14 protein-coding genes are annotated in these 24,823 nt (G+C 65.6%); 6 read left to right on the forward strand and 8 right to left on the reverse strand.

Annotated features, from left to right (window positions below; translation table 11 throughout):
* From ACIPHM_RS22285 to ACIPHM_RS22320, 8 genes are all read right to left on the reverse strand, one after another.
* On the reverse strand, positions 1–1,571 hold a 1,571-nt coding region (locus ACIPHM_RS22285), incomplete at its 3' end, for a condensation domain-containing protein (RefSeq protein WP_400333195.1).
* Between the two features lie 19 nt (positions 1,572–1,590).
* On the reverse strand, positions 1,591–6,054 hold the full coding sequence (locus ACIPHM_RS22290) for an SDR family NAD(P)-dependent oxidoreductase (protein ID WP_400333198.1): 4,464 nt from the start codon (positions 6,052–6,054) through the stop codon (positions 1,591–1,593).
* Positions 6,054–11,297 (reverse strand): amino acid adenylation domain-containing protein, encoded by a 5,244-nt coding sequence (locus tag ACIPHM_RS22295; RefSeq protein ID WP_400333201.1) that lies wholly within the window; start codon positions 11,295–11,297, stop codon positions 6,054–6,056. The genes ACIPHM_RS22290 and ACIPHM_RS22295 overlap by 1 nt, the downstream gene beginning before the upstream one ends.
* 13 nt (positions 11,298–11,310) lie before the next feature.
* Positions 11,311–12,291: a TauD/TfdA family dioxygenase gene (locus tag ACIPHM_RS22300; protein ID WP_400333204.1), complete on the reverse strand. Its 981-nt coding sequence runs from the start codon at positions 12,289–12,291 to the stop codon at positions 11,311–11,313.
* A complete protein-coding gene (locus tag ACIPHM_RS22305) occupies positions 12,276–12,950 on the reverse strand; it encodes a 4'-phosphopantetheinyl transferase family protein (protein ID WP_400333207.1) in 675 nt (224 codons plus the stop codon). Before ACIPHM_RS22305 ends, ACIPHM_RS22300 begins: the two co-directional genes overlap by 16 nt.
* A gap of 31 nt (positions 12,951–12,981) precedes the next feature.
* On the reverse strand, positions 12,982–13,719 hold the full coding sequence (locus tag ACIPHM_RS22310) for a thioesterase II family protein (protein WP_400333210.1): 738 nt from the start codon (positions 13,717–13,719) through the stop codon (positions 12,982–12,984).
* Positions 13,720–13,724: 5 nt separating this feature from the next.
* The gene (locus ACIPHM_RS22315; RefSeq protein ID WP_400333213.1) at positions 13,725–13,961 is read right to left on the reverse strand and encodes an MbtH family protein; all 237 of its coding nucleotides are present in this window, start codon (positions 13,959–13,961) and stop codon (positions 13,725–13,727) included.
* A 121-nt stretch (positions 13,962–14,082) separates the two neighbouring features.
* Entirely contained in the window at positions 14,083–16,443 is a 2,361-nt protein-coding gene (locus tag ACIPHM_RS22320) for a penicillin acylase family protein (protein ID WP_400333215.1), read from the reverse strand.
* A 264-nt stretch (positions 16,444–16,707) separates the two neighbouring features.
* Between ACIPHM_RS22320 and ACIPHM_RS22325 the strand changes: the two genes are divergently transcribed.
* The 6 genes from ACIPHM_RS22325 to ACIPHM_RS22350 all read left to right on the forward strand — a co-directional run bounded on the left by ACIPHM_RS22325 (position 16,708) and on the right by ACIPHM_RS22350 (position 24,800).
* Positions 16,708–17,652, forward strand: coding sequence for an alpha/beta hydrolase (locus tag ACIPHM_RS22325; RefSeq protein ID WP_400333218.1), 945 nt, complete (start codon positions 16,708–16,710; stop codon positions 17,650–17,652).
* A gap of 179 nt (positions 17,653–17,831) precedes the next feature.
* Positions 17,832–19,937, forward strand: coding sequence for a TonB-dependent siderophore receptor (locus ACIPHM_RS22330; protein ID WP_400333221.1), 2,106 nt, complete (start codon positions 17,832–17,834; stop codon positions 19,935–19,937).
* A 274-nt stretch (positions 19,938–20,211) separates the two neighbouring features.
* Positions 20,212–20,727 (forward strand): sigma-70 family RNA polymerase sigma factor, encoded by a 516-nt coding sequence (locus ACIPHM_RS22335; RefSeq protein ID WP_400333223.1) that lies wholly within the window; start codon positions 20,212–20,214, stop codon positions 20,725–20,727.
* Positions 20,727–21,704, forward strand: coding sequence for a FecR domain-containing protein (locus ACIPHM_RS22340; protein WP_400333226.1), 978 nt, complete (start codon positions 20,727–20,729; stop codon positions 21,702–21,704). Before ACIPHM_RS22335 ends, ACIPHM_RS22340 begins: the two co-directional genes overlap by 1 nt.
* A gap of 13 nt (positions 21,705–21,717) precedes the next feature.
* Positions 21,718–24,162 carry a TonB-dependent siderophore receptor gene (locus ACIPHM_RS22345; RefSeq protein ID WP_400333229.1) on the forward strand — a complete coding sequence of 815 codons (2,445 nt, stop codon included), beginning with the start codon at positions 21,718–21,720 and terminating at the stop codon, positions 24,160–24,162.
* Between the two features lie 101 nt (positions 24,163–24,263).
* On the forward strand, positions 24,264–24,800 hold the full coding sequence (locus tag ACIPHM_RS22350) for a sigma-70 family RNA polymerase sigma factor (protein ID WP_400333232.1): 537 nt from the start codon (positions 24,264–24,266) through the stop codon (positions 24,798–24,800).
* Positions 24,801–24,823: the final 23 nt, after the last annotated feature.

Genomic DNA, 24,823 nt, shown 5'->3' on the forward strand with positions numbered 1-24,823 from the left:
CTCAGCGACTGCTCGCCGAACACGAGGGCTACCGAATCCGGATGCGCGCGGACCTGTCGCTCGATCTGGTGATGCACCGGCTCGGGCGTGCCGTGAGAATCCGCATTAACGCTGAATCGATGCAGTTGCGCCTGTTCCTCGTCGCCCAGCAGCGTCACGTCGCTCACGGGCGTATCCGGCTGGGTCGCCAGTGCACGCACCATGGCCACGTAGTGCTCGGCCATGCGCGCAATCGTCCCTGCCGTGAAGAGTTCAGCGGCATAGCGCAACGCCAGTTGCAACTGACCGTCTTCCTGCTCGATGCTCTCCAGCACGAGTTCAAACTGCGCCGACTGATGCGGCAAGTCCAGTCGTGTGACGCTCAGTCCAGGCCACTCGGCCAGCGATCGCGCGTCGCGCCGCACATGGTTGAACATCACCTGAAACAGCGGGTGATGACTCAGACTGCGCTCCGGCTGCAACGCCTCTACCAGTTGCTCGAACGGCAGATCCTGATGCGCCTGCGCGCCCGCCGACGCGTCGCGTACCTGAGCCACCAGTTGCGCGAGCGTGGTCTGCACGTCGATGGTCGACTGCAACACCTGAGTATTGATGAAGAAGCCCACCACCCCGGCCGTTTCCGCACGATTACGGTTAGCGAACGGCACGCCGGCGCGAATCACCACCTGCCCGGTATAGCGGTGCATGAGCGCCTGAAACGCCGCCAGCAATACGGCAAACAACGTGCATTCAGCCGCCTGCGCGCGCTGCTTGGCCTGCGCCAGCACCTCGGGCGGCAAAGTCAGCGCGTGATTCGCGGCGTGATAGCTCGCCAATGCCTGGCGCGGCGCGTTCGTCGGCAGTTGCAACACCGTATGCTCGCTGCCCAGTTGGGTGCGCCAGTAGTCGAGTTGCCGCGCTGCCTCACCGTTACCCAGCCACTGGCGTTGCCACAGCGCGTAGTCGGCGTACTGGATGGCGAGCGCCGTCAGTTGCGCGGGACGGCCGTCCAGCTCAGCGCGATAGGCACTCGCCAATTCATCGAGAATCAGTTGCGTCGACCACGCATCGGAAACGATGTGATGCATGACGACGATCAGTTCATGAGCCGCGTCGCCGGTCTTGAACAGCACGGCACGCAGCAACGGTCCGCGCGCCAGATCGAACGGCGTATCGCAGAGCCGTCGCACCGCCGCAGGCAGGCCGTCGGGGGCAGCGTCGCCCCATTCGAGTGACACGGCGGCCGTCGCCTGCACGATCTGCTCGGGCGCGCCGGTGTCGTTGGAACGGAACACGGTGCGCAACGCCTCATGGCGCGCGACCAGCGTATCGAAACTTTGGCGTAGCGCCTCTGTGTCGAGTACGCCTTCGAAGCGCAGACCGCCGCAGAGGTGGTACGCCGTGCTTTGCGGATCGAGTTTCCACGCAAACCACAAGCGCTGCTGGGCGAACGACAACGGCGTGGGGGCTTCGGTGCCGCGTGGCGTGATGGCGTCGTCGGTGCGCGCAGCGGGGTTGCCACGCAGACGGTCGCGCAACAGCGCGAGTTGCGCCGGGCTCAGGCCGGCGCGTCGAGCGGAAATATCTGGCATAACGAATGGCTGGCTGACGTCAAACAGAGGGGGCAGACGCGGTCTCCTGCGCCTGAATTTGCTCGATCAATTTGGATTCCACGAGAATGCCGAGGGCATCGATGGTCGGTAGCCGGAAGAAAGCCGAGGGATGCACGTCCACGCCCCATGCCGCCCGCACACTCGCAAGCAGTTGGATCGCGAGCAGCGAATCGCCGCCAAGCTCGAACAGGTTGTCATGCACGCCGACACCGTCTACCCCGAGCAGGTCGCCCCACAGATCGGCCAGGCCGATGCTGAGGTCGTCCACCGGCTCGACGAATGCCGTGCGCAGCGCGGGACGCGGATGTCGCGCACGCGCCGCCAGTTGCGCCACCTCGATGGCCGCCAGCAGATCGGCGTCGAGCCCGCGCAGGCGACTGTCGAGATCGGTGGTCACCACCAGCATCTGCGGCACCGGCGCACCGTTCACAATGCGCTCGAACGCCTGCGCGCCCTGCGCCGGTGCAATGCCAACGCCGTCCGGCAACGCCAGTCCCGCCGCCATGCCCACATCGCGCCAGCCGTCCCAGTTCACCGAGATGACCGGGTAACGCCCCGTGCGCAGATGGGCCGTGGCAACGGCATCGAGATAAGCGTTGGCCGCCGCGTAGTCGACCCGCCCGAGCCCCCCGGCGACGCTGGCAAGCGACGAGCAAAGCAGGACAAAGTCCGGCGCAGCGTCGCCCAGCGCGGCGAGCAGGTGGCGGGTGCCGTCGATCTTCGGCGCGAACACCCGCTTGGCCACCGCTTCGGAGCGCTGTGCAATCAGGCCGTCGGCCGAGACGCCAGCCGCGTGAATCACACCGTGGAGCGCGCCAAAGTGCTCGCGGGCCCGTGCCACTGCCGCACGAATCGATTCGGCATCGGTAACGTCGGCGGCAATCCGCAGGATTTGCGCGCCCGCGAATGCCTCGAGATCGGCTTGATCGACGCGATCGGCCTGACGCGACACCAGCACCAGACGCGCCTGCCAATGGCTTGCCAGATGGCGCGCCAGCGCCTGACCGATGCCACCTAAGCCGCCCGTAATCAGGTAGACGCCACCCTGTCGCAGCCGCACAGCCCCCGCACCCGCGTTGGCAACGGGTTCGTATCCGCGCACCCAGCGGTGCGGTCCGCGATAGGCCAGCAGCGCGTGCGTGCCGTCGCCATACAGTTCCGCACGCAGTTGCTCGACCAGACGCGTCTCGCCATCGCTACCGGACGCCGGACGTTCGATATCGACGAGGCGGCAGGCGACGCCCGGAAGTTCCTGCGGTATGACCCGCGTCGGGCCAAGCAGCAAGGCACGCTCCGGATCGAGCGCCTCGGTGCCGGACACGTCGGCCAGTTGATCGGTCACAACGAGAATCGATGCCGGTGTACCGGCGCCCTGTAGCGCCTGCGCCAGCGCGAGCAGGCTCGCATATCCGTTGCCGCCAGCGCTCCACAGATGACAGATGTGCGCTACGGTCCCGAGCTCGGCGTCGACAGCGCGAAGCACCTGTTCGAGGTCTTGCACCGACGTGGGCTGCACAACGTAACGATGGGCATCGATGCGCGCGAATGCAGGCCCTGGCACCACGCTCACCACACGCGCTGCATCGTCCGACGTCAGTTGCTGCAGCAGTCGATCCGACAAGCTGTCCGCGTCGCCAAGCACCAGGGTGCAACCGGCGCCAGCACGCGGCGCCGGCATCGCCGTGCGACGGAAGATGGGGACGTGGAACCAGTGATCCATGTCGCGCGACCCCGTGGCATTCGTCACGTTGGCCAAGGTGGCGGCGGCGGTAGCAGTGTCCGCCAGCGGCACCCAGTACGACTGCCGTTCGAACGGATAGGTCGGCAGCGGCACGCGTTGGCGTCCGGGGAGTGCGCGCGTTGCGAGCGCCGCGTCGATATCGACGCCAGCCACCCACAACTGCGCCAGACAACGCAACGGCTGTTCGGCCTGCTGCGCCGCACGCTTCGGATGCACGTGCGTATGCAGCACGGGACGCTTACCGAGCTTCGGATGGCGTTTGGCGAGCGACGCCAGCGTTTCGCCGGGGCCGACTTCGAGTGGAATGCGGTCAGCCTTTTCCAGCAGTGTGTCGAGACCGGCCGCAAAACGCACCGTGCCGCGCAGGTGCTGCGCCCAATATTGCGGACTGCACGCCTGCGCCTGCGTGATCCATCGTCCGGTCACATTGGAGACGAACGGCAGCGTCGGCGCATGCAGGGTCATCCGGCTCACCAGTGCCTCGAATTGCGCAACAACCGGCTCCAGCAGTGCCGAGTGAAACGCATGCGAGACATGCAGGGCGCGCACGGCAACACCCTCGGCAGTCAATTGCTGCTCTGCCTGCGCAATCGCGCCCGGCGTACCGGACAGCACGCACAATGACGCCGCATTGACCGCCGCGAGATCGCAACCACACGCCAGATACGAGGCCAGCGCCGATTCGGGCAAGCTCACCGCCAGCATCGCCCCCGGCGCGCTCGACTGCATCAATTTGCCGCGCGCCACCACGAGCGTGAGCGCATCGTCGAGCGAAAATACGCCCGCGATGCACGCGGCCACGTACTCGCCAATGCTGTGACCGATCATGGCGTCGGGCCGCACGCCCCAGGACATCCACAACGTGGCCAGCGCATATTCGATGACGAACAACGCAGGCTGTGTCCATGCGGTGCGCGCCAGTTGCGCAGCGGCTTCATCCACGCCGTCGGCATTCGGATAGAGCCACATACGCAAATCGTCACCCAGCGGAACACGGAGCGCCTCGCAGCAGCGATCGACTGTCTCCCGGAAGATTGGCTCCCGCTCGTACAACGTGCGTGCCATCGCCACATGCTGCGCGCCCTGGCCCGGAAACAGGAACGCAACCGACGGGGCGTCCGACAACACCGTGCCGCTGACGTAGTCCGGCAGTGCGCGCGCGCGCAGGGTCTGAACCGCTTGCGCCGAATCACTGGCGACCACGGCCACGCGATGAGCGAAGCGGCGACGCCCGGTGGCGAGGGTGTGCGCGACGTCGTCAAGCGCCAGATCGGGCGCATGGTGCAGATGCTCGTCCAATGCGTCCACGGCCTGCACAACGGCCTGCTCGCTGCGCGCGGACACCAGCAGCAGTTGCGCAGATGCCGAATGGCTCACGGCTCGCTGCCGCGGGGCCTCTTCCAGCACGGCGTGCGCATTGGTGCCGCCCATACCGAATGAGCTGACGCCGGCGCGGCGCGGTGTCTGGCCTGCCGGCCAGGGGCTTGTTTGCGTATTGACGTAGAAGGGGCTGCCCGCGAAATCGATCCGCGGGTTGGGGTATGCGAAATGAAGACTGGGAGGCAACGTGCGATGCCGCAGCGCCTGCACCGTTTTGATGAGTCCCGCCACACCTGCTGCGGCGTCGAGATGACCGATATTGGTCTTGACCGATCCCACCGCGCAGAACTGCCGGCGCTCGGTGCCGACGCGAAACGCCTGCGTCAGCGCGGCAATCTCGATCGGATCGCCCAGCGTGGTGCCAGTGCCATGCGCTTCCACATAGCCGATCGAATCCGGCGATACGTCGGCCAGCATCTGCGCCATGCCGATGACCGCCGCCTGCCCCGTCACGCTCGGCGCGGTGTAGCCGATCTTGTCCGCGCCATCGTTATTGATCGCCGTGGCGCGAATCACGGCGTGGATCGTATCGCCGTCGTCGAGCGCCTGCGCCAGACGTTTGAGCACGACGATGCCCGCACCGCTGCCCAGCACGGTGCCGTCGGCCTTCGCGTCAAAAGCCCGGCAGTGACCATCCGACGACAGAATCGCGCCGGCCTGATGGCGATAACCCGCATCCTGTAGCAGGTTCAGCCACACGCCGCCCGCCAGCGCCATATCGCAGGCTTCGGACAGCAATGCTTCGCATGCCATATGCACCGCAACGAGCGACGTCGAGCACGCTGTCTGCACCGTGACGGCGGGCCCCCGGAGATTCAGCTTGTACGCAACGCGTGTACTGAGCGCGTCGTTGGCGTTGCCGTTCATCAGCCCGATCAGTTCGGCAATGCCGGCACCCGCGCCAAGCTCGCATCGCGGCAACAGATGCCGCATCAGATAGAGATTGGCGCCGCACCCGGCGTAGACACCCACCGGCACGGCGATGCGCGACGCATCGTAGCCCGCGTGCTCCAGTGCCTGCCACGCGCATTCCAGGAATATGCGCTGCTGCGGATCGAGCGATTCGGCCTCGCGCGGTGCATAGCCGAAGAACGCCGCATCGAACAGGTCGGCCCCGGCAAAGCGCACGCCGGCGTTGACGAAGCCGGGATCGCGGCGCACCGTCGGCGGCACACCGGCAGCATCGAGTTCGGCGTCGCCGAATTCGGACACCGACTCCACGCCGTCACGAATGTTGCGCCACAGCGCATCCACATCGGGGGCATCGGGAAAGCGTCCCGACATGCCGACAATCGCAATCTCCAGCCCGGTGGCATCAGTCAAGGCTTCATAGCGCTGCATCAGTTGACTCCTGCCGCGCAACGGCCGCGACGCAGCCTCGCCTCGCGTTGCCGCAGCGCCCGCTGGCGGTTGTCGGCATCGGCATCGGCTTGCGCGGTGTCACCGCCCTGTTCGAGATGCCGCGCCAGCGCGCCGATGGTCGGGTACTGAAACAAGTCCATCAACGACACCTTCACGGCAAGACGATCTTCCAGCAGACGGTGCACGCGGATCAGCAGCAACGAATGCCCACCGATATCGAAGAAGTTATCGTGCTGACCCACGCGCTCGAGATGCAAGACTTCGGCCCAGATGGCCGCCAACGCATGACCAATCTCGCCCGTGGGCGCCTCGTAGGGTTGCAGACTCACGGCCTCGGGCACAGGCAGTGCCTTGCGATCGACCTTGCCGTTGCTGTTGAGCGGCATGACGCCCAGACGCACGATCAGCGATGGCACCATGTAGTCGGGCAGCACGCGGCCCAGCGCGGCCTTGAGATCCGCGCCTTCCGGCAACGCGCCCTGCACGTAGGCAACGAGCCGCTGATCCGCCCCCAACTGCTGCGCCACTACCACGGCCTCATGCACGCCGTCCAGATCGAGCAGTGCCGCCTCCACTTCGCCAAGCTCGATGCGAAAACCCCGCACCTTGATCTGATGGTCGATGCGGCCGAGATATTCGATCTGCCCGTCGGCACGCCACCGCACCAGATCGCCCGTGCGATACAGGCGACCACCCGCGGCATCGAAGGGATCGGCGACAAACCGTTGCGCCGACAGACCCGGCCGGTTCCAGTAGCCGCGCGCCAGTCCCGCACCACCGAGGTACAGTTCGCCCGCCACGCCTTGCGGCACTGGCTGCAGGCCACCATCGAGCACGTACGTCTTCAGGTTGGCAATCGGATTGCCAATCGGCACCGTCGACGCGCCATCGCGACGGCAATCCCAGTAAGTCGCTTCGATGGCCGCTTCGGTCGGGCCATAGAGATTGAGCAACGTGGCGTGCGGAAAAGCGTCCAGCACGCGCACCTGCAGATCGGCGGGCAACGCCTCACCGCTGCACACGATGCGCCGCAGGCCCTCGCAAGACGGGGCACCACCATGGGCCATGAACGCCTGGAGCATCGACGGCACGAAATGGATCGTCGTCACCGCATGCTGCGCAATCAGTGCCACCAGCCGCGCGGGATCGCGATGATCGCCTGGCCCCGCCAGCGCCAGCGTGGCGCCCGTGGTCAACGGCCAGAAGAATTCCCAGAACGAAATATCGAAGCTGAACGGCGTCTTCTGCAACACCGTGTCGCCCGACGCCAGCGGCTGATGCGCCTGCCCCCACGCCAGCCGGTTGCACAGCGCACGATGGCGGTTGCCTGCGCCCTTGGGCCGGCCCGTGGACCCCGACGTATAGATCAGGTAGACAAGGTTCTCACCGTCGAGCTCAACGTCGGGATTGTGCGTCGGCTGCGCGGCCAGCGTCGGTGCCAGCGCATCCACGACCACCCGCGAGACCTTGTCCGACACCGGCAGGGCCGCGGCGAGCGACTGCTGGGTCAGCAACAGCGGCACGGCACTGTCTTCGAGCATGTACGCGATGCGATCGGCCGGATACTCGGGATCGATCGGCACGTAGGCGCCGCCGGCCTTCATGATGGCCAACAGGCTGACCACCATCTCCACCGAACGCGCCATGGCGATGCCGACGCACGTCTCGCGTCTAACACCAAGACCGATCAGATGATGGGCCAACTGATTGGCGCGCGCGTTGAGCGTAGCGTAGTCCAGCGCCACGTCGTCGAAGCGCAGCGCAATGGCCTGCGGTTGCCGCGCGACCTCGCGCTCGAACCGGGCGTGCACGAGGCATTCCCTCATGTGGCTCGCAGGGCCATGGCTCCACGCACGCTGCAACGCCTGCTCCGACTGGCTCAGCAGCGGCACGTCGCCCACGGCGCTATCGGGCCGTGCGGCCATACTGTCCAGCACGCGCAGGTAATGCTCACCGACGCGGGCCATGGTCGCCGGCTCGAACAGTTCCTGCGCGTAGATCAGCCGGATCCGCGCCGCACCCGCGGCAAGCTCGTGGATCTCGACGGACAACTCGAACTGCGCCGCCTGACCGGGAACCGCACCGCCTCTCGCCTGCAGTCCGGTCAGCCGTTCGAACGTCGTGTAATCGTCGTTTCGATAGTTGAAGAGCACCTGAAACAGCGGGCTGTGGCTCAGGCTGCGCCCCGGCTGAAGCGCTTCCACCAGTTGCTCGAACGGCAGATCTTGATGGGCCAGCGCGCCGAGCGTGGACGTCTTCGCCTGCGCCAGCACATCCGCCAGACGCATGCGGTCGCCCATCGGGTTGCGCAGCACCAGCGTGTTGACGAACATGCCGATCACGGCGTCGGTGCCGGGGTGCTGGCGATTGGCAACCGGCACGCCCACACGCACGTCCGGCTGCGCCGTATAGCGGAACAGCAGCGTTTGCAGCGCCGCCAGTGTCACCATGAACAACGTGGCGTCGTGCGACACCGCCGTCTGGCGCAAGCCGGTCAGCAAATCGACCGGTAGGTCGATGTCATGCACCGCTGCGCGGTATCGCGCCACCGCTTCGCGCGGATGATCGACCGGCAGGGCCAGTACAGGATGCACGGTGCCAAGCGCCTCGCGCCAGTAGCTCAGTTGCCGATCACGTTCGCCGGCCGCCAGCCACTGGGTTTGCCATGCCGCGTAGTCGACGTACTGGCGCGGCAGCGGTGCTGCATCGCCCTGACCCACGTAGGCACGCGCGAGGTCATCGAGCCAGATCCCCATGGAAACACCGTCGGCGACGATGTGGTGCATCACGACCACGAGCTGGTGTGCGTGCGGCGCCATGCGCAGCAGCAGCACGCGCAGCAACGGGCCTCGGGTCAGATCGAACGGCTGCCCCGTGAGGTCCGCTGTCTTGTCTGCCGCTGCACGCTGACGCGCCTGCGTCGGCAGGGCAGAGAGATCGACAACTTCCAGGGGAATCGTCAACGCGGGCAGCACAACTTGCCGGCCTTCGCCATCGGTGCCAGCCTGAAAGACCGTGCGTAACGAGGCGTGGCGTTGTACAACGCCTTGCAGCGCACCGTGCAGCGCATTCACGTCGAGCGCGCCGTGCAACGCAAGCGATCCCGCCACGTGATACGCCGTGCCGGTGGGTGCCAGATGCCAGAGGAACCACTGACGTTGCTGGGCATGCGAGAGCGGCAGCGGTTCGTCCTGCGGGACCGTCACGGTCGGCATGGCACGGCGTACGCCGCTGGCCAGCGACTGACGTATCGCCGCCGCACAGTCACCCAGCCGGGGATGTTCGAACAGCAACGCTGTCGTGACATCGATGTCCCAATGCGCCGCCACGCGGGCCACGACTTGCGCGGCCGTCAGCGAATTGCCCCCTTGAAGGAAGAAGTGAGTCGTGCGCCCCATCGGCGCATCGGGCGTAGCCAGGACGTGGCGCCAGATGCCCGCGAGCGCCTGCTCGACGTCGTCGAGCGCCGCATCCACCTCAGCGCCCGGGGTCTGGCCGGTCGCGAACGCACCATATTCGAATACCGAGTAGGCATCGAGCGATCCGTCTTCCCAGCCGAGCCGGCAAGCCCCACGCTGGAGTTTCCCGCTCGACGTCTTCGGCAGCGCGCCCGGATTGAGCAGTACGACGACGGACAGCGCTTCGCCACACCATTCGCTCACGGTAGCGCTCAGCGCCTCCACCAGCGCCGACGGCGGCACGAGCTTCTGTGTGCTGCGCGAGACCTCGACAGCCACGCCAATCCCCTCGCTGCCCTCGCGCCGCACCGCGAAAGCGGCGACACGCCCTTTGCGCACCACATCCACGTCGGCTTCGATGACCCGCTCGATATCCTGCGGATACAGGTTGTGGCCACGCACGATGATCAGGTCCTTGATGCGTCCCGTCACATAGAGATGGCCGCCGTGCAGGAAGCCCAGATCGCCGGTGCGCAACCAGCGCTGGCCGTCGCGCTCGACGAACGTGTCTGCGGTTTCCTTGGGCTTGCCCCAGTAGCCCGCGCCGATGCTGTCACCACTGGCCCAGATTTCGCCGATCTCGCCCTCCGGCAGCGCTGTGCCGTCATGGGCCGCGATGCGCACGGCATGGCCATCCGTGACGGTGCCGCAGCCCACCAGTACCTTGCCGTCCTCCGCACTCACGCCCTGGCCGCCAGCCAGGCGGTCGCTATCGAACGCCTGCGTGGACATGCCGGCGCCGCGCTTCACCCCCGTCACGAACAACGTGGCTTCCGCCAGGCCGTAGCAGGGATAGATGGCCTCCGGCGAGAAGCCCGCCGGTGCGAATCGCTCGGCAAAGTCGATCATCGTGTCGCTGCGTACCGGCTCGGCACCCGTGTAGGCCACGCGCCAGCTGGAGAGGTCGAGCGCCGCGATCTGGCTATCCTTGACCCGCTCCAAACACAACCGGTAGGCGAAGTCCGGGCCGCCGCTGAGCGAGGCACGATGCCGCGAGATCATCTCCAGCCAACGGATCGGACGTTCGAGGAAAAAGCGCGGGGATGTCAGCACGCACGGAATCCCGCTGTAGAACGGCTGCAGCAGCCCTCCGATCAACCCCATGTCGTGATACAGCGGCGCCCACACGGCAAATTTGTCATCGGGGCCGATGCCCAGCCCCTGCTGGATCGCACGCTCGTTGGCCATGAGGTTGCCATGGGTGACCATGACCCCCTTAGGGGCCGACGTCGATCCCGACGTGTACTGCAGGAAGGCGATATCGCCGGATGACGGCACGCATGACACCCAGGCATCGGCGATGCCCGGATCGATGGCGTCGACGGCAATCACCGCGACGTCCGCGCCCATCGCCTGACCGATGGTGCTGGCCATGGCCTGGGTGGTCAGCACAAAGCGCGCCTGCGCATCGCGGGTGATCCCCATGAGTCGCGCCAGATGCTGCGGTCGTGCCGACTCAGGCGGAAAGACCGGCACCGCGATCGTGCCGGCGTAGAAGCACGCGAACATCGACACGGCGTAGTGATCGTCATTGTCGAGCATCACCAGCGCGCGCTCGCCCTGCCCCCGGTGCTGCTGCAACACGGCCGCCAGCGCACGCGTTCGCTGTGCGAAGACTCGATACGAGAGCGTGGTTTCCATGACGCCTTCGCCGTCATCCTTCACCACGATCAATGCCGTATCCTCCGGCCGCTGCGTAGCCAGCGCCTGCAGGTGGGCAACAAAGTCGACGGGGTGCTGGTCAGAAAGCTGCTGTGTGTTCATGTGTGATCCCGACTCAGAATCGGCCCAGGTTGCCATGCGGCTCGGCCATTGCCACGACGACTTTGCGCGGCCCCTTGAATGGCGAACGCGCATGGGCGGCCAGCATGTTGTCGAGCATCAGCACGTCGCCCTCTTCCCAGCGGAACGACACGGTCTCGGCGTCCAGCACGCGACGTACTTCGTCGAAAATCGCGTCGGGGATCGGCGAACCGTCGGCGTAATACGTATTACGCGGCAGGTTTTCCTCGCCAACGAGCGCTTCGAGCGACTCACGCACCTCGGGCTGCAGGTTCGAGACATGGAACAGGTGCGCCTGGTTGAACCACACCCTCTCTCCCGTGACGGGATGCGTCTCCACCGCCTGGCACAACTGCGTGGTGCGCAGCGCGTCGTCTTCCTTCCATTCCCACTGAATGCCCGCGCGCTGGCAGAACCCCTCCACTTCCGCGCGGACTTCGGTGTTGAACACCTTCTGCCACGGCACATCGAATTCGCCGTAGTTGCGCACGTACAGAATGCCGGGCGCAAAGCGCTCGCGAATGGCGACCGGCATACGACGGTAGATGGCACGGCTGTCCGCGATGGGGGTCTCGCCGCCTTCCGGCGATGCCGTCACGCAGTGGAACCAGATCTTCATCGGCCATTCGCGCGTATAAGCCTGCTCGTTGTGCAGCGGTATGTGCTGATGGGCGGGATATTCGGTCGACGTATAGATTCCCGACGACGACACCGCACTGCGCGGCGTGGAGGCGAATTCGTACTTCAGCAAGGGGTGACCGAATGCGGCGGCGAACTGCTGAAAGGCGTCGACGCTCGGCACATCGAAGCCGCGCAGCAGCACGCCGCCCACGACATGCAGCGCCGTCTCGATAGCGTCACGAAACTGCGCCAGGCCAGACTGCAGCGATTGCCCCGGCATGGCCGGCGAAATCAGCACGGGCAGGTCGGATCCGACGGGAGCCCGCCGTTCGAAGCGGGTCATGATGTCTTGCATGAATGCTCCTTGATACGCCATGCCAGCGCGGCGACATAGCCGTCGGGCATGGCAAGCGTCATGGCTTGCAATGAAGTCCATTCAGCCAGCTGGCTGCGGACGATGATTTCGCGGAGATGGGTATGTCTCGCGCTGCCGGCCGACTCGGGATCCACCGTGACCGTCAGCAGATGCTCGGCCACGCCAACTCCTACGGCCTTCAGTACGGCTTCCTTGGCGGTCCAGTGCCGGTACAGCGCACCGAGCGGGTCGGCGGCGGCCCGTATCCGGTTCTGCTCACTGACGGCGAACGCGGTATCGAGAATCGCCATCACGTGCCCTTCGGGCCGGCACGCCTCGATATCGACACCAAGCGCATCGATTCGGGCGCCGTCTCCGATGGCGATCAGCGCATGCTCACCCGAGTGCGTGACGTTGAACGGCATATTCGTCACGCCCGCCACATGCGGTTTGCCGTGACGGTCCAGCGCAAACCGCACCCTCTCGGGCGTGCAGCCGATGCGGGAGGCGAGCAACCGACGCACCGCTGCACGTGTGACCGCAAACCGCACCCGGTCCGCACACTGCACGAAGCGTGTGGCTCGCTCACGTTCCGCAGGATCGAGCGATGCCAGTGCGTGGGCCGGTTCATGGTCGAGCGACAGGTCGATGCGATACACCTCGATGGCGTCGCTCGCCGCGCCATGCAATTCAGGCAATGGCACGCGCAACATCGGCACCCTCCGGCACGCTCTGCGCCAGCCTGCGTGCCACGGCCGCCAGCACTTGCGGCTCGTCGTGGCGCACGAAGAAGTGATTGCCATCGAACCAGTCGAGCGAAAAATCCGAAGTCCCTTCCTCGCGCCAGGCCTCGATGCGCTCGGCCGTGATCGGGTCCTGACGGCCCGCCAACGCATGGATCGGCACCGGCAATCCCGCCGGTGCCGCACGCCGAAAGCTCTCGCAAACGCGATAGTCGGCACCGAGTGCGTCCAGCGTCAGACGCATCAGGTCCGGCGACTCGAACACCGCCTCGGGCGTGCCGCCCTGCCGGCGCAGATCCTCGATCAACGAGGCGTCGTCGTCCTTTCCGGCAAAGCGCTCGGCATCGCGCTGCGAGGGTGCCGGGCTGCCCGACAGCAGTAGCGCCAGCGGCAGAGGCGCGCCCTGCGCCAACTGGCGTCGCGCAATGCCATACGCGAGCAACGCGCCCATGCTGTGACCGAATAACGCGTAGCGGCCCTGCAACGCGTGTCGCTGCTCGTCGCACAGCCGCACCACCATCGCCTCGAAATCCTCGACGAAGGGCTCGGCGATGCGGCCACCGCGACCGGGCAGCTCCACGGGTAACACATCGATCCAGGCGGGCAGCGTTCGACGCCAGCGCAGGTACATGGTGGCGCTCGCACCTGCGCAGGGCAGGCAGAGCAGCGTGAGCGGTGCGGGCATGCCGTTCAGTCCGGGTTGCCGACGGTCTGTTGATCCATCCACTCGCGCAGCGACCGCGGACGCATGTCGACCCACGTCTTTTCGACGTACTCGATCACGGTTTTCTTGTCGCCCTTGACACCCTCGACGGCACTCCAGCCCCCGGGCACGGCCTTCCAATGCGGCCAGATCGAATACTGGTCCTCGTGGTTCACCAGCACGATAAAGGTTTCGTCTTCACGATCGAAGCAACTGGTAGACATGCGGCATCCTTGTTCGTTAGATCAATCCGGCCCGCCACAGGGATCGCGGTCGGGTCTTCGCTGACAAGGACGAAACAGCACGCAATCTGTTCAGAGGCTTGCGTCGGCTGCTTGCATCGACTCATGGCCCCAAGGTGATCCGGCGCAGGTGCGGATCACGCGCGATGTCGGCCTCGCGGAACGGAAATGGCAGCCAGTCCTTGCGGGCATAGCGCCGAACGGCCGCACCGCCGGCACCGTTGTCTACGGCCGTGTCTTGCAGTCCGTGCGCCAGCAACGTGCGCGCCTGCACGCCGTTCGCATCGAAATACACGACCTGCAGATAGCTGTTGCCGTGCGTATCGGGCCCCATGACCGGACTGTGATCCGCATTGCAAGTCACCGCGAAATAGCCGACGTCCTGGCAGCCGCCGTAGAGCGGCACACGCTGCCCCTCGGTGCGCACGAACTGCGTGACGCCGAGCGGCGTGCCGAGCGCCCCTGCGGTGCGCGTCAGCTTGCGCACGGCCAGGGCCAGCGCGCGCGCCGCCTCCTGCCCGCCGGTGGCGGCTGCGGGCACACGTGGCGTATTCAGCGGGTCGTCCGCCGAAAACGTCACGCGATAGAACTCGTCCATCGGCGGCTTCGCGAGTCCGGTCCAGAACGTCGACCAGAGCAGCGCGCCACGCGCCTCGGTACCGCCCGTGTTATCCCAGCGTCGCAGTAACGCGCACGCGCGCTTCAGACTGATCTCGCCGGCAGCACCGACATCCCCGGCGTCCCCTTCGCCCCTGACGCTCGGCTGCATACAGGCGCGCACGAGCAACGCGTCCTTGAACAGGTCAGCGGAATAGACACGCGCATCGAGCGTGCGCGCCATCAGCCCCTTCGCCACCGCGGCGGCCGAGCCTGGCGACGATGCCGCGATCTCGTCAGCCATTCGAAAGCCCAGACGGCTGCGCAAGCTCAGCGGCTGACGCTCGCCGCCCAGCCCCCGTGGATAGCCTTCCAGTGGATGCCGTGGATTGGTCAGCCAGTAGCTGTCGTTCATATTGGCGACATAGTCGTCGCGCAGCAGCGATGGCATAGCCTCTGCGGGCATCGCGCCGGCCTGTACCGCCCCGGCGGCGTTCTGCCAGTCGCACGCAGGCTCGCTGCCGTCGAGCACAGGCGTGAGGGGATCGACGGTCGCGAACGCCTTGGACAGGGCCGTTGCGCACTGCCCGCGTTGCGCGTCCGGGACGTTGGGCGCGGCACCCACATCGCCGTACCAGACCCGGTTATCGCCACGCCCAATGGCCAGCGTATTGACCCAGGGCACGGCGGCCTCCCGGCGCTCAATGGCAATGAAGTCGTCGAGCGACTTCGCCTGGTTCCAGTAGAAAAAGTTGCGGAAGATGCGAAAGTTCTCGGCATTGATATCGCGGATCGCCAGCGCATGGGCATGCCCCCAGGCGAACGCTGCATGATGTCCACCAAGATCGATCACCGGCCCGAATCGGGTGCGATAGAGGGTGCGACGCCTCTGGCGTACCTCGCCATCGGCATCGCGCACATCGATCGTCACCGTGCGCGCCTCCATCGGCACCGATTCACCACGCCAGCGATAGTGCGTGGGATCGGACGGATCCAGCGTCAGGTCGAACAGGCCGAAGCGGCGCGCCGCCGATACCGTGTGGCTCCACGCTACGTCCGCGTTGAAGCCGATCATGACTACCGGGATACCGAGAAACGCCACGCCAGCCACGTCCATCTTGCCGGGAATCGTCAGATGCATCTGATAGAAGCGGTCCGGTCCGCCCCAGTACCAATGCGGATTGCCGAGCAGCACACCGCCCTGCCCGCCCGTCACAGCGCCGCCAAATGCCAGGGCGTTGCTGCCCAGTCCCGGCTGATCGCCCACCGGCATCTCGAGCCGAGCGCGCAGCGAAGGCCGGCTGTGCCCCACCTCGCCGACGGTGTCTGCCGTGCGCCGCGAGGCGCCGGGCGGCTGCGCGTTGGCGATTTCCGGAATGAAGCGCGCCAGTCCCGCCGCCAACTGCGCCGCCACCATGCGCCGGTAGATATCCCGGGAGGAGATTTCGCGCACCCACGGCTGCGACACACAGGACGCGGGTTGCCCGGCGCTGCGTGCCTCGCGCAGGTAACGGTTATAGCCATCGGCAAAACCTTCGATCAGCGTGTTCAGGTCGCGCGGTTGATCGCTGGCGAAGCGGGCAACGGCCATGTCGTCGGCCGCGCTGCGAAAGAATGTGTCCAGCTCGATGTTGCGCGGGCGGCCGAACGTGGCATTGCGCGCCGGTCTGGCGTCTGCGCCGAAATAGCGCGAACGCTCGCCGGCAAAGGTCAGGAACCCCTCGGCCAGCGTACATAACGCGTCTTGCGCCTGTACGTAGCCTACGCCCACACCCAGCGCATGCCAGTCATCGGCCCTCACGTGAGGAATGCCATCCGTAGTACGCCGAATTTCGACGCCGTCAGCCGCCGCCGCGACACCTGTCATCAGTCCGCCGCCCAGTGCCAGGGCAGCCGCCAGTCTCCGCCATCCCCCTCGTTGCTGCCCGCCGCGCCGCATACCCATTCCCCCCATTGAATTCAGACTTCCGCCAGGAGATGACGGTTGGCGGCGCGTCCTGTTCAGTCAGGCAACCCACCCGCGTGAACAAACGGGCGGCCCGTTCGTCATGGTTCTGAATTGGCGCCCGCTGTTCGGACTCCGACCGGATGGTCAGCGCCTGAGATGTCGTTGTTGCACTGAGAAAAATCCATGCCTTTGCACCCAGATCTCGAAGCGTTCCTGGAATTTGCCGCACTTGCGGATCAGAAACGCCGGCCCATGAGCGAAATGACGCCGGCCGAAGCCCGGTCGGCCTACAACGCCGCCACGCACTCGCTTGACGGCCCCGGTAGCGAGGTCGATACCGAATCGCTGAGTATTCGTGCGCGGGACGGCTGCGCCCTGCCAGCCCGGCTCTACCGGTGCGCCGCCAATGGCCCGACACCGGTACTGCTGTATTTCCACGGCGGCGGCTATGTGGTGGGCGGGCTCGACTCCCATGACTCGCTATGCCGCGATCTGGCGCACGAGGCCGGGTGTGCCGTCCTGGCCATCGACTACCGACTCGCACCGGAGCATAAATTCCCGACCGCCTTTCTCGACGCCGAGGACGCCTACGCATGGCTACGCGCGCACGCTGGCGAAGTCGGCCTCGACGCCCGGCGCATCGCCATTGGCGGCGACAGCGCGGGCGGCACGCTGGCGACCGCGCTCTGCCTGGCTGCGCGGCAAGCGGGTCAGCCGCAACCGCTGCTACAACTGTTGCTCTACCCCTGCACCAGCGCGCACCAGGATTCGGCCTCGCATCAACGCTACGCCAGCGGTCTCCTGCTCGAGAAACGCACGTTGCAGTGGATGTTCCGCCATTACCTGCGAGATGAGACCGACCGCACGGACTGGCGCTTTGCACCGCTTGAAGCGCCCGACCTGTCCGGTCTGGCACCTGCCGTCATCCTGCTCGCCGAATTCGACCCGCTGGTCGACGAAGGCAACGCGTATGCGCAAAGACTCCAGTCGGCCGGCGTGTCCGTCGAGACCGTGACCTGGCCGGGCATGGTCCATGACTTCGGTCGTCTGGGCAATGTCGTGGACGACACCGCCCGGATGCGGCGCTACCTTGCCGGCGCGTTGTCGCAGGCTTTCCAGCCGCATTAGCGGCTCGACCGGTTTTCAACAGCGGGGCGCCGCAAGACACCGAGGGTCAAGAGCAACGAGACCACTGCGTCAACCGATGCACCCACATTAGCCACCTTCACTTCATAACCATTCGATCGATGCAAACTACTTCAATGTTGCCAACGGGGGCAGCAGAACTCCGGTTGTCGCGCCTGAGCATGGCTCTGCGCACGGCCACGCTGGGCATCACGCTGTGCGCAGGAACGGGGCATGCGCAGGAAGCGAATACCACTCAGACACAAACCTCGGAAGTCGTCGTGGCGCTGCCAGCGGTCACGGTCACCGGTGCCGCCGATCCCCTGTATCGCGAGGAGAACGCCAACCTGGGCGCACTCGGCGACAAATCGCTGCGCGATACGCCGTATAGCGTGGACGTGGTGACGCGCGAGTTGATGGACAATCAGCAAGCCACCTCGCTGGTGCAGGCCCTCAAGAATGATGCATCGGTGTCAATCACATCGAACAACATCGGCGGCCTGGCCTCGCAGATTGCCGTGCGCGGCATTCCGCTAGACCTGCTCTACGGCCGAAAAATCGACGGTATGAACATCTTCGGGTGGAGCGGCGACCTGCCACTCGAACACTTCGAACAGATTCAGCTACTCAAGGGCGCCGGCGGCTTCCTGTATGGCTTTGCGCAACCTGGCGGAATCGTCAATTTCATCAGCAAGCGTCCGACCGAGACGCCCACCCGCAGCGTATTCAGCTCCGTCACCGACAGCGGTCAGCTTCTGCTGGGCGGCGATCTCGGCGGCCGCTTTGGCCCCGACGACCGGTTCGGCTATCGCGCCGTGCTGGTCGGCGAAGACGGCAACAGCTATGTCGACGATCGCGGCCGCATCAGACGCGGGTCGGCATCGCTTGCGCTGGACTGGCGCATCCTGCCGAACCTGGTGTGGAGCGCCGATTTCCTGGGCATGGATCGCACCGTGAAGGGATCGTCGGGCTGGGGGCTCTTTCCGAACGCCTCGGGCACCGACAGCGACTATACGGTGGCACAGCCGCCGGCCGCCATCCCCGGCAACAAGCCCATCTACTCGCCGTTCACGAGCTACCAAACACGCGCCAAGGTCTGGGGCACGGCGCTCGACTGGGGCATTTCGGACGACTGGAAGGCGCGCTTCGCTTATCGCGGATCGACGATGGATCGCATCTACCTCAATGGTTCGATCTTCGCCAACGCCGCCGGGGACTACACCGAGGATCAGTACGGCGGCACCGACATGTTCAAGACCGACGATGTCATGGCGCTGGTCCAGGGCAAGGTGAAGACCTGGGCGATCACTCACGACCTCGCCTTCGGCGCGTCTTACGGCCGCACTCGCTCATTCACGTCCAGCGTGTTCAATTTCGCGACGCTGGGTTCGGGCAACCTTGCCAATCCGGGCAATTTCGACAATCCGAACCTGACGGCAGAGTCGGCCAACACGCCCAACAGCTACACTTCGCAGCGCGCCCTCTTTGTGTCCGACACGATGCATGTGGGCGAACATCTCGATCTCGTGGTCGGCGTGCGCCGCAACAACATCAAGGACACGATCAATCACTACGACCAGAGCGCGACCACGCCAACCGGTGCGATCATCGTCAAGCCGACCAACTGGCTGTCCGTCTACACCAGCTATGTGGAATCGCTGGAGCAAGGGTCGACGGCACCGCTGCAGGCCGTCAACGCCAATCAGGTGTTCCCGCCGCTCAAGAGCAAGCAGTATGAAGTGGGCGTGAAGGCGGACCGCGATAGCTGGTCGGCGAACGCCGCGCTGTTCCGCATCAAGCGCGGCCTCACGTACACCACGTCGGAGGGCCTGTTCACGCAAGACGGAGAAGCACGCTACGACGGCCTGGAATTGGGCGGCAAAGTGCGCGTCACGCCGCAGTGGATGGTGGGCGCCACCGTCCTGTTCCTGAACACCAGGAACGAAAACACCGCCGCAAACATCAGCGGCAAGCGTGTCGATGGCACCCCGAAGCAACAGGCCGCGCTATACACCGAATACCGTCTGTGGAATACCGGCTTCACGCTCACCGGCGGCTTGCAGTACTACGGCTCGCGCCCGGTCGATCCGGCCAACACGGTCTACTTGCCCTCGTACACACTGCTCGACGCGGGCGTACGCTACACAACCCGTCTGAGCGGCAATCGCGTCACCGTTCGGTTCAACGTGGACAACCTGACCAACCGGGCTTACTGGCAGACGAGCGCGTCGTACCTGACACAAGGTGCACCCCGCGTCTTCAAGCTCAGCGCTCAGATGGACTTCTAAGCACCACGCTCACGGCCGCCGTCGGGTCGACAGTCTCACCTGGCCTCCCTGCCCCCCCAGCCGATCCCCTGGCAGTCTGCAGGGAGACGGCAGGGGCGCGATGGCGTCGACACTGACGATCTACCGTAGCCCCAACGCCGAATTGTGACGACTTCACCGTCAACGCAGCCCCGTCTGCGGAGTTACCGTCGCTTGCGTACCTCTCCCGCCGCAATTAGAATGCGAATAATTCTCAATTACGACAGTCGCGGGGTGCCGCGACGGGATCGGCACCATGGCGCTGACGGAAACCACTTCGGGTGCAGGGCACGCGTTTGCGAGCATCTATCGCAGCCATCATCGCTGGCTGCTTAACCTGCTTTCGCGAAAGCTGGGGAACGTGGAGAATGCCGCCGACCTCGCGCACGACACCTTTGCGCGTCTGCTCAAGACCGGGGACGCGGAATCCCTGCGGGAACCGCGCGCCTACCTGACCACGGTTTCCACCCACCTGACCACGGATTATTTCCGCCGCCAGGCACTGGAGCGCGCCTATCTGGACGCACTGGCGTCCCAGCCGGAAGCCACCTCTCCCTCGCCGGAAACCCGGCTTCTGGTGCTGGAGGCCCTGACCGTCATCAGTCGCGCGCTGGATCGTCTGCCCCCGCGGGTGCGCGAGATCTTCCTGCTTTCCCAAATCGACGGCCTCGCCTACAAGGAAATTGCCGAGCAGTGCGACGTAAGCGTCAACGTCGTGCAGAAAGCGATGACCAAAGCCTACGTACACCTTTGCACCGTGGTGCACCCCTGATGGCCCGGCCGAATGCCGGCGTCATCGAACAGGCAGCCGTATGGATGACGACATTTCAGTCAGGCGAGGCGACCGCCGCCGACGAAGCGGCTTGCGCGCGCTGGCGTGCGGCGGACCCGGCACATGAAAACGCCTGGCAGATGATGCTCGACATTGACGGGCGCATTCGCGACGGCATGGCGGGCGTTTCTCCCGTGCTGGCCCGCAGCGTATTGCGCAAGGACGGCGAGGATCGCCCTCGTCGCCGGGCGCTCAAGTCGCTTGCCGGCCTGGGTGCGCTGGCCCTCCTGGGCGGCGGGACGTGGGTCATATCCGGCCCCGGAACCTACGACCGCCTGACGGCGGACAAGTCGACAGGCCCGGGCGAGCGCCGCACCATTACGCTTGCCGACGGCACGGTCGTCACGCTCAACACCGCCACCGCCATCGATATCGCGTTCGACGAGCGCGCGCGCCGAATCCGGCTGCGCGGCGGCGAGATCGAAGTCCGCACCGCCAAAGACCCTCTGGGCCGCCCCTTCCTGGTCAACACCCGACTGGGCCAGATCATGCCGATCGGCACGCGCTTTGTCGTTCGCGACGTTGCCGATCGGGCCGACGCCATTACCGTTGGGGTTACCGAGGGCGCCGTGCGCATCTCCCCGATATCGAGTGCGCAGACGATTCGACTCTCGGCAAGCGAGCAAGCCTCCTTCAGCGCAACGGGCATCGACGCCGTCGCGCCGCTCGATCCGTCCAGCAACTCGTGGCTGGACGGCATGCTGATCGCCCACCGGATGCCGCTGCCCGCATTCATTGCCGAACTCTCGCGATACCGCCGGGGCGTGCTGCGCTGCGATCCGTCGCTCGGCACGCTCAGGGTTTCGGGCGCGTTCCCGCTCGATGACACCGATACGGCGCTCGCGCTGCTGGAGAAGGTTGTCCCTGTACGAACGCGGGCGATTACCCCCTATTGGGTCACGGTTGTTCCGCGCTAGCGTCTGCACCGACGTGAATCGTCCATCCGCTCGATGTCACGGCAATCGCAGCCTCTCCGGCCGGCCGATTGCCGTCGCCGTAGCGATTGGCCTGCGCACGACCGTGCTCCCCGCCCTCGCGGCGGGGGCTGCCCTTGTGCCCGCGTACAGCCTGGCCCAGCCGGCGGCCGACGTGCGTCAATACGACATCGATCCAGGGCCGCTCGATGCTGTTCTCGCGCGCTTCGGCGCGGCGGCGGGCGTGCCGATTGCCCTCGATCCCGCCACGGTCATGGGACGCCATAGCGATGGCCTGCACGGACGCTACACCGTCGAACAAGGGCTGCGCGCCTTGTTGCACGAGCAACCGCTCGAGGCCGTCGCCAATGCGGGCGGCGGCTATTGGCTGCGTCCGCTCGCAGCCGCGTCGAGCGCGCCGGGCGCACTGCCTGTGGCGACGATTTCGCTCGAACAAGTGACCGTCACGGCGACAACCGACGTTGGCGATCCGGACAACTACCGCGCGGGCACGGTCGACCTTGGCGCCATGGGCCAACGCGCGCTGATCGACACCCCGTACAGCGTCGAGGTGGTCACCCGCGACCTGATGGACAACCAACAGTCCGCCTCGCTCGTCGACGCGCTCAAGAACGACGCATCGGTCACGCCGCTCAGTAACAACATCGGCGGACTGTCGTCGCAGATCGCGATCCGGGGTGTCGGGCTGGACCTGCTGAGCGGGCGCAAGATCGACGGACTCAACATCTTCGGATGGAGTGGCGACCTGCCGGTGGAACACTTCGAGCAGATTCAGGTGCTCAAGGGCGCCAGCGGATTTCTGTACGGCTTTGCGCAGCCCGGCGGCATCGTCAATTTCATCAGCAAGCGTCCCACCGATGCACCGACGCGCAGCCTCCAGACATCGATCACGGACAGCGGCACCGTACTGTTCGGCGCCGACCTTGGCGATCGCTTCGGCCCGGACGATGCCTTCGGCTATCGCGTCAACGCGGTCAAGGAGGGGGGCGACAGCTACGTCAAGGATGGCGGACGTATCGCGCGCGGGTCGGCGTCACTGGCGGTGGACTGGCGAATTCTGCCCACCGTGACGGCGGGGGCCGACGTGCTGGCGATTGACAGGCGCGTGACAGGCTCATCGAGCTGGGGCATTTTCCCAAATGCGACCGGCAGCGCGACCGATTTCACCGTGGCATCGCCTCCGCAGCCGGTGGCCGGCAGCCAGCGCATCTTTTCCCCGTTCACCCGCTATGAAACGCGCGCCCGGGTGTATGGCACATACGTCGACTGGGACTTCGCCAGCGGCTGGCGCGCCAGCTTGCGCTATCGCGGATCCAGCATGCAGCGCGTCTACCAGAATGGATCGCTGTTCGTGAATGCCGCCGGCGATTACACGGAAGTCCAGTACGGGGGCACCGACCAGTTCGACACCGACGACGTGCAGGCGTTGGTCACGGGCATCGCACGTACCGGGCCGATTCAACATCGTGTTTCGTTCGGGGCATCGTACGGCCGCGTTCGCACCTATTTTTCCAGCGCGGCGAATGAAGCGGTACTCGGCGCCGGCAATCTTGCCAACCCCGGTCAGTTCGATAACCCGCATCTCGCGACGCCGCCGGCCGACACCCTTGGCAGCTATACGACCCAGCGCGCGGCCTTCCTGTCGGACACGCTCAAGATCGGCGAGCACCTCGACGTCGTGGTCGGGGTGAGACGCAACAGTATCGAAGAAACCGTCAATGGTTATGACAGAACCGCCTTTACCCCCACCGCCGCCGTGGTGCTCTATCCGGTGCAGGGGGTATCGATCTACGGCAGCTACGTGGAAGCGCTGGAGCAAGGTGCTGTCGCGCCGCTCACGGCAGCAAACGCTCAGGAGGTTTTCGCGCCGCTGAAGACAAAACAGATCGAGACCGGCATCAAGGTGGACCGGTCCGAGTGGTTCGCCAGCGCCTCCATCTTCCGTATCCAGCGCGGCCTGACGTACATCAATGCGCAGAACGTTTTCACGCAGAACGGCGAGTCCCGTTATGACGGGATCGAACTGCTTTCCAAGACCCGGTTCACGCCGCGCTGGCAAGTCATCGGCAGCGTGATGTTCCTTAACGCCACGAACGAAACCAATGCAGAAGGGCTCGCCGGCAAGCGCGTGGATGGCACGCCGCGGTTCCAGGCCAAGCTCTATACCGAGTATCGGCTTGCCGATACGGGGTTCACGCTAAGCGGCGGGTTGCAATATTACGGCGCACGGCCCATTGATCCGGCCAATACGGCTACGCTGCCCGCATACACCCTCCTCGACGCGGGCGTGCGGTATGAGGCACGCCGCAACGGCATGCGCGTCGTCGTGCGCTTGAACGTCGACAATCTGGCGAACAAGGCCTATTGGCTCACGAGCGCGTCGTACCTGACGCAGGGAGCGCCGCGCACGTTCAAGCTGAGCGCCACATTCGACTTTTAGGGGGCGCGCCAAAAAATAGTTGGCAGATTTTGGGCCGTGGATCGTCAAGCGTTCTGAAACAGTGCATTGGGTTCAGTTCAATTGCATCGACGGAGACCATTATGTTGACGAGTGCCACCTTCCCAGCCCCTCTGGCCACGCTGACGGACGTCTTTATGGACAACCGGGCGCGGCTAAGACGCCTGGCGCACGGCATCGTGCGAAGCCCCGAGACTGCGGACGACATCCTCCAGGATGCCTGGATTCGCCTCTCCGACGCCGAGCGCCTGGGGACCGTGCAACGCCCTTTCTGCTATTGCTGCCAGGTCGTGCGTAACCTGGCGCTCGATCATTGCCGTCGCCAGTCGCTGGAGTCGTCATACCGATGTTATGACGTCGAGGTCGAGACGCTCGAACTCCCCGCCGCTGCCTCGCCGCACAAATCGCTGCAGGACTATGAAGTGCTGTGCGCCATCGACCGCGAGCTCTCCAAGCTGCCGCAGCGGACTCAGCATGCCCATGAGCTATACCGTATCCAGGGCATGACCCAGCGCCAGATCGCCGAGCACCTCGGCTGCGCGCTAGGACTGGTCAACGCGCTGCTCGGCGATGCCGCCCGGGCGATCGAGGGATGCCGGAATTTGATGTATGCCGATTGAAACTGGTCTGGGACAAACCTCAA

This window comes from Pandoraea sp. NPDC087047, from assembly GCF_044745225.1.
Taxonomy (GTDB): Bacteria; Pseudomonadota; Gammaproteobacteria; order Burkholderiales; family Burkholderiaceae; genus Pandoraea.

Coding starts and splice junctions, on each gene's coding strand:
- ACIPHM_RS22290 (WP_400333198.1), bottom strand. CDS start 6,054: ATGCAGCGCTATGAAGCCTTGACTGATGCCACCGGGCTGGAGATTGCG.
- ACIPHM_RS22295 (WP_400333201.1), bottom strand. CDS start 11,297: ATGAACACACAGCAGCTTTCTGACCAGCACCCCGTCGACTTTGTTGCC.
- ACIPHM_RS22300 (WP_400333204.1), bottom strand. CDS start 12,291: ATGCAAGACATCATGACCCGCTTCGAACGGCGGGCTCCCGTCGGATCC.
- ACIPHM_RS22310 (WP_400333210.1), bottom strand. CDS start 13,719: ATGCCCGCACCGCTCACGCTGCTCTGCCTGCCCTGCGCAGGTGCGAGC.
- ACIPHM_RS22315 (WP_400333213.1), bottom strand. CDS start 13,961: ATGTCTACCAGTTGCTTCGATCGTGAAGACGAAACCTTTATCGTGCTG.
- ACIPHM_RS22320 (WP_400333215.1), bottom strand. CDS start 16,443: ATGACAGGTGTCGCGGCGGCGGCTGACGGCGTCGAAATTCGGCGTACT.
- ACIPHM_RS22325 (WP_400333218.1), top strand. CDS start 16,708: ATGCCTTTGCACCCAGATCTCGAAGCGTTCCTGGAATTTGCCGCACTT.
- ACIPHM_RS22330 (WP_400333221.1), top strand. CDS start 17,832: ATGGCTCTGCGCACGGCCACGCTGGGCATCACGCTGTGCGCAGGAACG.
- ACIPHM_RS22335 (WP_400333223.1), top strand. CDS start 20,212: ATGGCGCTGACGGAAACCACTTCGGGTGCAGGGCACGCGTTTGCGAGC.
- ACIPHM_RS22340 (WP_400333226.1), top strand. CDS start 20,727: ATGGCCCGGCCGAATGCCGGCGTCATCGAACAGGCAGCCGTATGGATG.
- ACIPHM_RS22350 (WP_400333232.1), top strand. CDS start 24,264: ATGTTGACGAGTGCCACCTTCCCAGCCCCTCTGGCCACGCTGACGGAC.